At 61.8% G+C, this 13,337-nt stretch carries 10 protein-coding genes; 3 read left to right on the forward strand and 7 right to left on the reverse strand.

What is annotated here, in order from left to right; genetic code table 11:
• Window positions 1–16: 16 nt before the first annotated feature.
• The 7 genes from R8L07_09300 to R8L07_09330 all read right to left on the reverse strand — a co-directional run bounded on the left by R8L07_09300 (window position 17) and on the right by R8L07_09330 (window position 9,782).
• Window positions 17–2,650 (reverse strand): hypothetical protein, encoded by a 2,634-nt coding sequence (locus tag R8L07_09300; GenBank protein ID MDW3205731.1) that lies wholly within the window; start codon window positions 2,648–2,650, stop codon window positions 17–19.
• A 27-nt stretch (window positions 2,651–2,677) separates the two neighbouring features.
• Window positions 2,678–5,278 carry a hypothetical protein gene (locus tag R8L07_09305; GenBank protein MDW3205732.1) on the reverse strand — a complete coding sequence of 867 codons (2,601 nt, stop codon included), beginning with the start codon at window positions 5,276–5,278 and terminating at the stop codon, window positions 2,678–2,680.
• 379 nt (window positions 5,279–5,657) lie between these two features.
• A complete protein-coding gene (locus R8L07_09310; GenBank protein ID MDW3205733.1) occupies window positions 5,658–6,095 on the reverse strand; it encodes a hypothetical protein in 438 nt (145 codons plus the stop codon).
• A 19-nt stretch (window positions 6,096–6,114) separates the two neighbouring features.
• The gene (locus tag R8L07_09315) at window positions 6,115–8,025 is read right to left on the reverse strand and encodes a hypothetical protein (GenBank protein ID MDW3205734.1); all 1,911 of its coding nucleotides are present in this window, start codon (window positions 8,023–8,025) and stop codon (window positions 6,115–6,117) included.
• On the reverse strand, window positions 8,025–8,594 hold the full coding sequence (locus R8L07_09320) for a hypothetical protein (protein MDW3205735.1): 570 nt from the start codon (window positions 8,592–8,594) through the stop codon (window positions 8,025–8,027). The genes R8L07_09315 and R8L07_09320 overlap by 1 nt, the downstream gene beginning before the upstream one ends.
• 75 nt (window positions 8,595–8,669) lie before the next feature.
• Entirely contained in the window at window positions 8,670–8,939 is a 270-nt protein-coding gene (locus tag R8L07_09325) for a hypothetical protein (GenBank protein ID MDW3205736.1), read from the reverse strand.
• 18 nt (window positions 8,940–8,957) lie between these two features.
• Window positions 8,958–9,782 carry a phage capsid protein gene (locus R8L07_09330; protein MDW3205737.1) on the reverse strand — a complete coding sequence of 275 codons (825 nt, stop codon included), beginning with the start codon at window positions 9,780–9,782 and terminating at the stop codon, window positions 8,958–8,960.
• Between the two features lie 427 nt (window positions 9,783–10,209).
• Between R8L07_09330 and R8L07_09335 the strand changes: the two genes are divergently transcribed.
• The 3 genes from R8L07_09335 (at window position 10,210) to R8L07_09345 (ending at window position 13,336) form a co-directional block, all read left to right on the forward strand.
• Entirely contained in the window at window positions 10,210–10,563 is a 354-nt protein-coding gene (locus tag R8L07_09335; GenBank protein MDW3205738.1) for a DUF952 domain-containing protein, read from the forward strand.
• Complete coding sequence (locus tag R8L07_09340) at window positions 10,550–11,608, forward strand: quinone-dependent dihydroorotate dehydrogenase (protein ID MDW3205739.1); 1,059 nt, start codon at window positions 10,550–10,552, stop codon at window positions 11,606–11,608. The genes R8L07_09335 and R8L07_09340 overlap by 14 nt, the downstream gene beginning before the upstream one ends.
• 165 nt (window positions 11,609–11,773) lie before the next feature.
• Window positions 11,774–13,336 (forward strand): EAL domain-containing protein, encoded by a 1,563-nt coding sequence (locus tag R8L07_09345; GenBank protein MDW3205740.1) that lies wholly within the window; start codon window positions 11,774–11,776, stop codon window positions 13,334–13,336.
• Window position 13,337: the final 1 nt, after the last annotated feature.

The raw sequence follows: 13,337 nt of genomic DNA on the forward strand, positions 1-13,337 counted from the left end.
GTATCCTATATGTTCTTTATGAAACGAAAGGTTGATCGGCGGCAATGCGCCATCTGTGCAGGATCGGGGACACGCCGTTGACTGTCCTCAGCCGAACGCGCACCTGATCCCCGTTCGGCGCCTCGAGAAGATCCGCCGCAGCGCTCAGGATCCACCGATCCGGTGCCAGGTGCGTGCTGCGCTGGAGGTTCAAGTCCTGCCAGTCTCCGCCGTCGTTCCGGCTGACGGAAAGGATGAAGTCATCGTTCTCCTGAAGACCGCTCAAGTTGTCGAGGTCAACCGCGATCCGCAGCTGGCTCGGCATGTCGGCACAGTCGATGCGCCGCGAATACAGCACCATCGGGTATGCGGGGTCGAAACTGGTCCGCACGGTCCAGGTGCTGACCGCACTGGTCCAGAACGGATAGCCGTCATGTTGATGGAAGAGCTGCAGCCCGTCATTCGATCCCGCCCAGACACCGTTTTCCACCGGCCGGTTCGCATCGGCGTTGAATGTACCGCTCCACACCACGGCGCCGTCGATCATGAACTGTAGATGTTGCTCGGAGGCCGTGAATCCCGGTTCCTTTGAAAGACGCCAGGTCAAACGATACCAGGTGTCGTCTTCCAAAGTAACGCTCGGGCAGGGGTCGCTCACCGACGTGCCGGGATGGTAGAGCGCCTGGACCCGCCCGCCCAGGAGATACGCGCCAAGTCCCATGAAGTGGCTCGGTGTATCGTGATTGTCGACCCAGCTTGTCTGAATGTGAGTGCCGTAACCCGCACCGGACGACGTCATGTGAGAGGCCGCGACAGTGGTTTCGATCTCGACTGTCGTCGCGTTGACAAGTTTCAGGTTCTCCTCGTTGGTCCAGGCAAAATGGAGCATTGTGGGCGAGCCGCCCCCTCCGGTTTCCATGACCCAACTTGGCCTGCCGAGATAGGAACGCGCGTGGACGACAGGATCCCTGTACCCGTACCAACGCGGCGTCTGTGTCCAGTCGGTGGAGGGAGCCAGTACGGCGGTATGCCGAGGTGCCGGCCCAACGGTTCCATTGCTGACATCATGCAGGACATGTTCCGAAGACAGAGTGTCCTCATCGCCGTCGTGCCAGCCATCCCGAAAACCGAGCGGCACCGAACCCTGAAACAGGTCCTGACCGGCGTTGATGCGGATCGAAAAATCATCCCCGCCCCACAATCCGCCCGCGAGCGTCACGGGTGTCCCCGGCTGAAAGCGTGCGCTCGGGTGCTGCCGGGTTTCAGGGTCTCCGCCTCCATGCCACCACGTCGTCAGGGAAGAATCGACAAATCCCAACCACACCAGACCGCGATCAATATCCACCGCCACGGCACCGCGCGTATCATCCATGATGTAATTCTGGGGCCAAGAGCCGGCAAAACTCGCCGGACGCGGCACTTCAGCCCGACCGTCAAAGAGGCCGCCGTCATTGCTGCACAGAATATACCCATTGGGCGGCGGATTGCCGAACACATCAGTCGTGCCGACCAGCCGAATCCCATGCCAGGTGTGGGCTGAGGCAACGGCCTTCGATTTTTGATGGGTGATCTCTGCGTAAAGGCGACCGAAACGCCGCTCCGCGTTGGCCGCGATGAACTGGAACGTGCTGGACGATCCCGATTGCGTCGCGTCTCTGCCGGCATTGCGGACGATTATGTCGCCGCAATCCAGGCCGTTCCAGATCGCCCGGTTTCTCGGCATGCCCGAAGCCACACCCGCGACGGTGTCGAAATCGTCCAGGTAGAGCGATGCGATACTGCCGGGCCCGGATTCGATCAGACTTTCCAGATTCCAACTGTTCCACTCAGTGACCTCGGCGAGACGCGACAGGAAGTTTCGCGAAAGGCGGTCGCTCGACTCCAGCACGATACCGTCGTCCGCAACCTTCCTGCCGGCTATTGACGCGACACCTGTCAGGGCGCCTCCGCCGAGGTTCAGTGCTCCGCTCAAGGCATTCTCCCCCGACCTTGAAAGATAGTCGCTTGCGGCCGCGAAAACCGGTGCCCAGCCGGTGCTGTGGTAGGCGTGGAGCGTACCGTCCGATGCGTCGCGCACCAGATCGCCTTCGGTCAGTGCCGTTCCGTCCGGACGAGTCTGTGGAAATGAACCCACTGTTGTCTCGTCGAGCAGGACCGAACTGCTCAGATGCATTGGCGCACCGGGTTCGCCTGCCTCCGCTTGCAGGTCACCATTGGAATCGAATGCCAGTAAACGGCCCGCCCTCTGGCGCGCGTCAGGCAAGGTTCTTTGGGAACTCAGGGCATCGGTCTCGTGAACCCGCAGCGATCTGCCCAGAATTTCGCTCAGGCATGCCATCGATGCTACCAGTTGAGCGCTTTCCGTTGAAACGGCCTGATCCACGATGGGCTGACCGGACAGAAAGTTGGTCTTTCGAGCGAGCTCAGGGAGCGACCAGATGGTAATTAGGGTGCCGGCGCGCGGTATGAATGCGAGTTTCACAACGGTGCGGACCGCATTGGCCTCTACGATCTCGTATTCATCTCCACCAAGTCGGCGACGGCCGACCGCGACATGAATACTGCTTGCTTTGAAGATCGGTATCTCGGCCAGAAAGATCCGGTTGTTGGACCCGACCGGCTGCGTGAACTGCACGTGGTAGGAGGCCGGCGCCTCGAATGCTGACGACATGGCGAACATATCCCCGAATGATGGTGGTTATGTGCTGATGGACAGTAGGCAGTCCGCTTGAACGGCCCAACGATTGATGCGTATGGGCTCAGGTCGATCCAGCGACAGTCGCAACCTGACCGTCTGTCCTGTGGGTTCCGCGAAGAAATCCGTAACGTAGTGTGCGATCAATCGATCGAACGCCGGTACCGGACTGTTTGCCAAGCTCGCTGTTTGCCAGCTTAACCCATCGTTGCGACTGGCTTCGAGTAGGAAGTCTCGTTCCAGCACGACACGGGGCCCCACCGCAGTGTCCGTCGTCTCGAAATAGGGACCCGGAGAAGGGGCGGATTCGAGCTGTGCGCCATACACGGCGGCACCCATGGTTGGGTTTCCAGGATAGTGCGTAAAGTTGGATTCCCTCAGCAGGTAACAACTAAGCTGACCCTGATCGGAGACGCTGTCGAGCTCTCCGGAAATCGCGCATCGGTACCATCCGTTGCCGACTGGCTGGATCTCGGCGTTGAAGGCACCGACGGTGTCGACAGTTACCGGACTGGAGGCGGTGCCGTTTGTGAGATCGTAGATCGCGTAGGCATATCGGCTTGTGGATTGATTGCCCCACAGGAGACGCAGTTTCGTCCTTTCGGCTGCTTTGGCAAAAAGCGAGGCTGTGTGCACTTGTCCCGGAACGATCGAGACGATCCGTATCATCGCATGCACTCCAGGACTTTCCGTTTCTTCGATGCGAAAGACTGTATGGCCAAGGCCGGGGTCCTCGTGTGCCTGCACAGTTGCGCCCGCCTTGTTCCATGCGGAAGCCAGAAAGTCGTTTGAATGTGTCAGATTGTTCTCGCCCCGATGCACCCCATCCGCCTCGATCAGGATGTGAAGTTCCTCCGGTGGCGTTGCCGCGGTAATCCCCTTCGAGACCAGGGTCATCGGATCGTCGTGGTTCAGATTCCAGGCGATGCTTTCATATCCACACGGCGTCGTATGTGAGCCAAGAATCCCGTAGGAGCATGCGGACAACGTCGTTTCGCATTGGAGTATTTCTATGCCGTTCACCTTGACGGAGACCTCAACACCGTGCCGCACCACCGAGACCTCATCTCCCTGCGAGAGGATGGTCGCTGCGGTCCCGTCGTCATGAACGATGTTCTGTTCAATGCGAAGAAGGCGCACGTGGTTCTGAGAAACCGAAACGGCGATGCCGTTCTCAACACCCAATCCACTGGTGGCGCCAGAATCTATCGGTAGCCCGCCGAAGGACTGCGCCGGGTCAAAGTTCCCGATGTCACCGTCCTCGACGAGGCCGATTTGCCAAAGGTGGTCCGGGCCCGATGCTCCCAGGGAAAGGGTCAGTTCAAAATTGCCGCGCAACGGCAGCTTCGTTCGAATGGCACCGACAGCTGCGTCGATCACAAGGGAATCGCCGGTATGGACGAAACCCGCGCGGGGAAGCCAATGGGATTCCGTGGATAGGATTGAGGCCGGCGGATCCCCGTTTGCAATGCCTTCACCGTCCACAAGCCTAATGCCGGTCGACGTTGACGGCGCGTGATGACCCGCGAAGAGCTCCAGCTCCATGATCTGGAGACTGGTTGCGGTCTGGGTCTCTTCGACCAGAAACCGGTGAAACCGGTAGGCCGTGGTGGTATCGACGACGTCAAACTCGACATGTGCCCCACCCGGATCTTCGAAGGTGGGGTCGGACCAAAGCGTGATCTCCTCCCCCGCCCAGGCGCCCGTTTGAGAGCCCTGGAAGGCGAGGGCACAGGTTGCCGCCTGGGAAGCAAAACCGCCCTCCGTGGGCTCGCCCCATGCTCGTACCCGGGTCACGGTTCGGGACTGCCCATCGCCCCAGTCCTTGCCGACATGGAGTTGAGTGGCGTCGCCGGTCGCCTGTATGCCGGTACCACTGGAATTTCGATCGAAGGCAAGTTCGGGCCCCCAGATTCCGGCCATTGTCTGAAGCGTGCCGTCGGTTCCATGGATGATGGTTCCATCCGATGGCGGAATCGCCATTTGTCCGGTTTCGAGACCGGTCAGGTCTTCAAATGTATCCAGATATGTGTTCGACAGTGCGTAGGCGGTCAATCCGCGCAATCGTGCGATTTCCCATGCGTTCCTTAATGCGATGATCCGGGAGGCGAGTTCCCAGTCCGCGATGGTCTTAGAGAGGGCATCGAGCATCGTGCCATCGGTTGCGATATTGCGGCCATCGATCAGACCTGCATTGACGATGTTGTGACCGCCCAGATCAAGATCGCCGGTCATGGACAGACTGCCATCGTGCCGAAAAAGTGTTGGGTCCGGCGTCGCTGCGATAGCCCATTCATTGCCGCGCCAGACCTTCATGAGCCCGTCGTCGCTATCGAAGTACAGGTCCCCTGATCGGAGAGCGGTTCCGTTCAGCCTCAATTCCGGCGGACTCGTGCCTGCATGACTGCCAAGATAGATCAGCCCGAAATTCTGAAGGTTTCCAATGTAGCGTGCTGCGACGGTTTCCGGGCACCCCTGAGAGTCGAAACTCAAGAACTTGCCGGCCCGCTCTTCAAGGGGCGGAAGCGTGAGATCGCGAATGACATCGGTGAGAGCGGGCCGGACGGCGTTGGACGCGTCCTCGGCGACCTGCTGCGCCATCATGACTAGCCGGTCGAAGGCCTCGTTCAGAGCCGGTGCGCCAATCTCCGTTCCGGAAGCGAATCCGTTCCCGGATACCAGCGGCATCTGCCGCCACACGGTAATGCGTGACCCCACTGGCGGGGCACCGTTCAGGGTGACAGTGCCGCCGCTAGGGTCGCCAATGCCGCTGACGGAGTAGTCTCCCGGGTCGAGCATTGAATTGTCCTGGGCGACACGAATGTCGGTATCGGACAGGACCCTGAACGGATATCCGAACTCGCGCTGACTGCCTGGCGCGGTCTGGACATACTGGATGCGCGGTGCGGTGCCACCGGCTGGCAAATCTTGCATGAGAATATCCATTTCGGTTTTGAGTATGGAAAACCCCAACGGCCGCGACTTAATCGGCGTTCATGGATACGATCTGCTGACCGATCCCGACGGCCTGCTGCCCGGTGGAGAGCATTGACTGAAGGCCGCCATACCTGTCGTCCAGAAGGCTGTCGGAAGCAGCCCGGCCGGACATGTACAACGCACGCCCGTCGGACAGACGCTGGTCGTAGGCGACATTCAGCCCCCGCAAGGCGGCCGCGCCCGATCCGCCGGACGTGCCGCTGCCCGAGGCGGACAGGCGCGCCCTTGCGGCGCCGATATCGCGTTTTCGCTGGCGCTCGAGATTCCGTTCATCAATTCGCTGCTGCAGCGCGGCGTGTTTCTGCTGTTGTTCCATGCGCGCGGCCTGTGCCTTGCGGCCGGCACTGGCCTGTTTCGCGCTGACGACGGTCTGTGCCGCGGATAGTGCGAGAGAGGCAATGGCGAGAGCGGGAGCTGCGGCCATGTCTTGTTCCTTCTTTCAATCAGCCGTTGGACGAAATTTCTGTCAGGACGGACAGCAACGTGCAGGGCAGGGGGATGGACTGTTCGATGCGCCAGAGTGGTTTGGGGTCGCCGCGATGCCAGCCAATCGCCCGAACGGTCCGATCGCCGGTGATCAGCCGGGTCGGTTCGTCAAAGCGCGTGTTTCCGAACGTCTCGAAGGACAGCGGTTTCAGCCCGTGACCGGTATCGACGGTCAGTGCGCCGGTTTCGAGCAGCCTGAAAGTCGCGCGGACAAGGCGGAAGGCGGTCCCCTGGCTCACCCCGGTCGCCCCTTGGATGAACGGGGGAAGCGGCTCCACTTCATGGCTATAGGGCAATCCGATCTCGATTTGGGAAACCGCGGCGGGCAGTGTGATCCGGTCCCCTGCAACGGTTTCGCGTCCCCGTACGATCCCGTCGCCGATAATGTCGACTTCCCAGCCGTTCAAATGCGGAAGATCACCCCAAACGCGCCGCCCGGGCTCTCCATCTCCGACCCGTCCGGCAAACGCGCAGTCCGTCAGCAGTGTGTCGTCAAACCGTTCGACCGAATGTCGGCCATGTCTGTCGATCAGGGCATAGACATCTTCGCCGACGACCGCGATGGACAGGAAGGCGCCGTCTGTCGTGATAAGCGACCACGCGGTCACTTTCTCCGGTCGGAAGACGGTGACGAGCGCGAGAGTCCCGTCGCCGTTGACCAGATACATGATGCGTTCGCTCTTGTGGAAATCCTGGTCGATCGGATCGCGCAGCATTTCGCCGGCCAATACTGCCAGGTCATTGGACTGGTAGGCCTGCTCCACATCGGTGAACAGGAATTCGCGAAGTTCCTTGCCGCTACGCGACACGAACAGCGTTGCGCCGTCGACGTCCCGCGGCGGTATGGCGCGGTGGACCGGTGACCCGACGCGTGTTTGCCGCTTCAACTGAATGGCCGACGGCGTCAGCGGGTCGCCGGTAACCATCCATTCCGCGCCGGAGGTGAAGACCTGCAGATGCCGGCCGGAAAAGACGGCGCGGATCGCATTCACCTGATCGGACAGAATGGCGAACTCGATCGCCTCGTCGTCGTCCGCCTCACCCAGATCGAAGTTGAACAGATCTGCGGATCTGGACAGCCACAGGCGGTTGGTCAGCTCCCGGCTGCCGCCGATGACCAGCCGGTCCTGATGAAAGCAACAGGACACCGGATAGCCCCGAACGGCCGAAAATGCCGCTTCTTCCCAATCCTTGTGCGGACCGGTGCCGCTCAGCGATTCCTGTGTGGTCGCAGTCACCTGCCGGGCATCGATGACGGTATCGATCCGGACCTCCCGGTCGGACAGTCGAAACCGGGTTCCGACATGCCCTATCTCGAACACATCCGACGAAGCCGTCAGGGTAATCTGGCCGGAGGTGGCGCTGGGCTGAAGCGTGATCTCCTCATCGGCGAAGCGATAGTAGGGCTGATGGATCCGGCCATCCTTCTCGAAGAATTTCCAGTCACTCAACGTCCATTCCTGTGCGCCCTTGCGCGTCAGGCGTTTGGGTGGAACGTCGGGGTGCACCAGCAGCAGCGTATCGGCGCTTTGTGTCCAGGTAAGGTTGGGCAGTTGGTCCACCGACCATGGGGTGGACAGATCAATGATCCTCGTGTCGTTGGAGAATATGGTGACGAGAAAATCGGTGAAGAGCAGGAGGTACACCTGTTCGGTATTGAACTCGAACGAGACAAGGCGACCCGGGCCGGTGGCGGGGGATACGAAGCGCAAGCCGGCACGGCGGGTAACCCCGCCCGTCGGAAAGATGCGGACGTTCCGCAGCTTGGCGGCACCGTTCTGGTAGGCGGTCAGGTCGCCGCGACCGAGCAGATGTGGTGATATCTCGCCGGCCGTGAAATTGGTCTTGATCGACTTGATCCGTGCCATCACCCGCGCACTCCGACCAGCGTATAGTCGTCAATGCGCGGTGGTGTGTCCTGCTGCGCGTCGATCAGCCGAGCCGTCCGGAAACGCTCTTCCGCAAGCTGGTGCAAGGCATCCGCGCGTGAGGTGCTCTCAGTGATCGGAAGGCAGTATTCGGCTGCCAGCCTGGCAATCAGCGCTTCATCAAAAAAGGGCGGGAAGGCGTTCTCCGGTGGCCGGAAGATGTAGGTCAGCGTAACAGCCGGTGCGTTGGTGTGGAGCCGATGCGACAGAATTCTGAAGTCTATGCCACGCCCGCGATCGGAGCTGCCGGCAGACAAGGCCCGCAGAAAGTCCGCCGGCAGTTGATAGGCGCATTCGAAATCGGCGACCGGCACAGCCTCCAACCGGGACAGTTGTCGCTGGGCGGTGGCGAAGTTCCAGGGATGGGCGGACAGCAGCGCGTCGCGGGTCGATCCGTAGAGGGTGGCCGCAACGGTACTTTCCGCGGAGCCCTCGTCGAAGTCCGAGATCGGCGAAGCCCCGATCTTGATCAATGCCTGGCTCGCCAGTTGGATGCTGTTCAATGCCATTGCGGCCTCCAGAAAAGAATAGGGCCGCCGTATTCCGGCGGCCCCAGTTGGGAGGGATGAATTCGTCCGTGCGTGTCAGTCGGTATCGCCGGTTCCGACGCCGGTCATGTCGTCGACATCCACCGTGCCGTCGTCATTCGACGAAATGTGCAGAATGCCGGAGGACAGACCGCCATCCGTGTCGGTATTGGCCAGGATCATGTCACCGACCCGCAGCATCGTCGCGGCGTCGTTGAAGTAGCCGGTCGTGTCGACCTCCGTCGCCGGGTCGGAGGTCGTGTAATGCCAGAGCGTGAATCCGTTCGCATAAGCGATGACGCTCAGGTCCTGGGATTTGAATGCCATGATACGGCGTCCTTTCGATCAGGATTCGAGGCAGGGCAGGCGGACGATCCCTGTGGGATCGATGACACCGGCGCCCTGGCTCATCATGTGGTTGACGAAATGGGCGGCCCGGTCGCCGTGCCAGGTAATGTCCGCCTTCACGTCCTGACCGATGGCATGGCCGACGGCCGTCTTGTGATACCAGTAGCCGTTGCGAACGCCCGCAGAGAGGGCCAGGCCGGAATGCGGCATCCATAGCGTGCCGAGCCAGCGTTTCGCCTGCGTACCGCGCCAGGGCAGGTCGTCATTGCCGACATAGTCCGCATTGGCGAACTCCTCGATATCCAGCAGGTCGCTCCATTGTTTCCAGCCGATGATGGCATAGCGCTGCCCGTCATCGGGCACGTCCAGCGCGCCCAGCATTTCGAAGGCTTCCAGGACCTTGGATTTGGTCAGGCCGGTGGTGCCGTCTTCGGAATCCTGGGACGCCGGCGTCGTTTCCATTGCGGCGATCAGCAACTCGTCGGTCTTGCGACCCAGCGCATAGGCGCCGGCATTCGCCACCACGGACCGTTCGTCATGGCGCAGCTTGATTTCGTCGAGCGCGTCCACCCAGTCACCGGCATAGTAGTCCTGCAGTGAGATCTCGACCGGAACGTGGTCGATGTTCATGACCGGGACCTTGCCGTGACGCGCCTTGGTCGAGGCTGTGCCCTTGCCGACCTTCTGGAACGTGGTTGAACTGCCCTTGATTCCGTCCTTCGTTCGCACGGTGTTGCGAAGCTTCGATCCCATTCGCTGATAGGCGAGGTGGACTTCAGCCTCGAACTGCCGGGAAAAGGACTGTTCCACGGTTGTGGACATGTCTGGTTTCCTTTCAGAGAAATCTGGAAATGGCGGTGATGGGCCGGGTCCGGTTGTCGCCTGTCAGACCGTATTCGCGGGACTACCTGGAATCGGTGTGGCGGCCGGGAATGCCGGCCGTTCCGCCCGCCGTTACGGGGGTGTCGGTCAATGCGCGGGATTGGTTCGATTGTGACGCATGCGACACCGGCCCGGTCGGCGCGGGGCGGAACGGTTGTCGGTGAAGGGGTTCGGGGGTGTGGATCCGGGGATTGTCCGGCGATCGATCCGGGTCCCGGATTGCAGGCACAATTGTGCCCTGTTCATGTCTGTAGCTTAACCAATAATGAGAACAAGTCAAGAACTAATGTGTTTTCTGGTCCACGCAAAATCTGCGGTCTCGTGCCATCGACTTGCGGGGGAAGACCGGCGGTCATAGTGTGGCGCCATGATCTACCATCTTGCAAAACAACAGGCATGGCAGGCGGCGCAGCAATCCGGAATCTACCGCGGACTCGATGCGGACCGGGGCGACGGCTTCCTGCATTTCTCGACCGCGTCCCAGATTGTGGAGAGCGCACGCAAGCATCGTGCGGGGGAACCCGACCTTGTCCTTCTGGGCGTTGACGAGGCGCCACTGGGCGACGATCTGGTGTGGGAGGAATCCCGCGGCGGGGCGCTGTTCCCGCATGTCTATGGCACGGTGCCGATTGAGGCGGTCCGGCTTGCGGCGGCGCTGCCCGTCGATCAGAACGGCCTGCATGTGTTCCCAGAGCTGCCGGACGATAATGAGCCTGCATGATCTCGTCCTGCCGCTGGTGCGGTGTCTCGATGCCGAGAACGCGCATGCCCTGACCATACGCGCGCTGCGCTGCGGTCTGGGGCCCAGGGTCCGGGCGCAGCCGGATCCCCGGCTCGCCGTCGAAGCCTTCGGACTGACCTTCAAGTCGCCGGTCGGGCTGGCCGCCGGGTTCGACAAGGACGCCGATGTCGTGCCCGGGGCGTTCGGGATGGGATTCGGATTTGTCGAGGTCGGGTCGATCACCCCGCTGCCGCAGTCCGGCAACCCAAAGCCGCGGCTGTTCAGGCTTTCGCCGGATCAGGCGGTGATCAACCGGATGGGCTTCAACAACAAGGGGGCCTCCGCCGCGGCGGCGCGATTGCATGAATTGCGGCGCCGATCCTTGCCCGGGCCGCTGGGCGTCAATTTCGGCAAGAACAAGACAAGCGAGGATGCGGCGGCGGATTATGCCGCCTGCAGCGCCGCGCTGTCGAAATACGCGGATTACATCACGATCAATGTCTCGTCGCCGAACACGCCCGGTCTCCGGGCGCTACAATCGCCCGACCATCTGCGTGATCTGGTGACGGCGGTTCGCAAGGCGGCCGATCCTGCGGATTGCGTACCGCCCATCCTGGTGAAGATCGCCCCTGATCTGGCGGATGCCGATCTGGAGAACATTGCGGAGGTTGCGATGGATTCGGGGGTCGGCGGGCTGATCGTTTCCAATACGACGATTGCACGGCCGGACAATCTGCGGTCGGCACATGCCGGGGAAACCGGCGGGTTGAGCGGTCGTCCCTTGTTTCAGCCGTCCACGGCCGTCCTGCGTCGGGTCTATGCGCTGACGGGGGGCAAGGTGCCGCTGATCGGGGTCGGGGGTATCGCATCGGCGGAAGATGCCTATGCCAAGATCCGGGCGGGCGCGACGCTGGTGCAGCTTTATTCGGCGCTGGTTTTCGAGGGGCCGGGGCTGGTCGCGCGAATCACCCGTGACCTGCCGCAATTGCTGGCACGGGACGGGTTTGCGCGGATCGCCGATGCCGTAGGGGCTGACAGCCGCTAAAAGTTACGTGGTTTTAGGGGGTTAGGGCATCGCCATCCGGATCGTTGCGAAACCGGATCGAAGGGCGTGTTTTGAGTTTGGATTTTTGCTACCCTCAGGAACTGCAATAAAGGTTTCATCTTTCCGGCGGCGTGAATCGCCACCGCCGCCTTCCGGGACAGCCGAATGAGCCGCGTTTGGCATATGCTGATTTTCTTCTGCTACGTGACGCTGGCATCGGCGATCGGCGTGCTGGCGCATCGCGTGATCCCCGGTGTGGACGCGGTGGCGTCACTCCTGATCGCGCTGGTCTTCTTCCTGGCCTGTGCCCTGCTGCAGGAAAGTTATCTGCGGCGGGAGGATTCGGTGAAATCCATGCGACGCCTGTTGCTCCTGAAGCGGGCGCTGGACCGGAACCGGGAAGAGCTGATCCTGGCCCGCGACGAAATCCGTCGCCTGTTCGAGGCGGTGGAAGACGGTGGCGGTGAACGGATGACTGCCGCGATCAATGCGCTGGCATCGTCGCAGCAGGAAACGTCGCGCCGATCCCGTCACGAAGCCGAAGAGGACGCCCGCTCGCTGCTGGAACGCATGGCTTTGTCGGACGATGAAGGGGGCGCGGCCCGCGCGCCGCGTCAGCGCCCGGCGAAGGAGCGCCGGCCGCCGCCACCGGATCGCGCCGCCGCATCCGACCGGACGATGCGGGAGGCCAGCGCCGAAGTCCGCGTTCTGCACAATCTGGTTGAGCAGCTCTATTCCGGGCGCGAAAAGCCGCCCATGTCGCTGTCGGAGGAGTCGGTTTCGCTGAAATCAGCGCCGCCGAAACGGGAACCGACCATCGGGCGATCGCGGGCTGACATCCCGGCCTTCGAGGATGAGCAGGAGGATGCCGTGGCCGGTGGCGGCCTGGGCCGGGCCCTGCGCGGGGGCCTGCGCGTCGTATCCGGCGCCGGCGCGCGCGGCACGGCGGCGGCACGGGTTCCGGCCCTGCAGGAAGACGAGGCGCTGCTGACCACCATCCGGGAGGCCTTGCGCGCCGACAAGGTTGACCTCTATCTGCAGCCGATTGTCAGCCTGCCGCAGCGCAAGCGCCGCTTCTATGAATGTTTCAGCCGCATCCGCGCCGCCGATGGCGAGATCATCGGGCCGGACCGCTATATCGATGTCGCGCGTTCCGCCGGGTTGCTGACGGCCATCGACAACATGCTGCTGTTCCGCTGTGTGCAGCTGCTGCGGAAGCTGCGGCGCAAGGATTTCTCCGCCGCCTTCTTCTGCAACATCGCGCCGCACACCTTGAGTGACCGGGAATTTTTCCGCGACTTCATAGAATACATGGAATCGCATTCGGAACTGGCCCCGAATCTCGTCCTCGAATTCTCCCAGACCGATATCGGGGGTGATCTGTCCTCCCTGGCGCCGGACTTTGAGCGGCTGGGCGGCCTGGGCTACCGGTTTTCCCTGGACGGGGTGCGTGATCTGGACCTCGACCTCGACATGCTGGAAGAGAAGCACTTCGCCTATATCAAGATCGAGGCGAAGACGGTCCTGCAGCGCCTCAACAAGGGCGGCGCGGAAGCCGCGGAACTGCGCAATCTGAAACAGGACCTGGACGGGCGCGGTATCGATCTGATCGTCGACCGGATCGAAACCGAGGCGACGCTGGTCGAACTGCTCGATTTCAACATCGACTTCGGTCAGGGCTATCTTTTCGGGGAGCCGCGTCTCAGCAAGGAACCATCGGGCGCCTGAT

The sequence above is a fragment of the Alphaproteobacteria bacterium genome (assembly GCA_033344895.1).
Taxonomy (GTDB): Bacteria; Pseudomonadota; Alphaproteobacteria; order UBA8366; family Aestuariispiraceae; genus Pacificispira.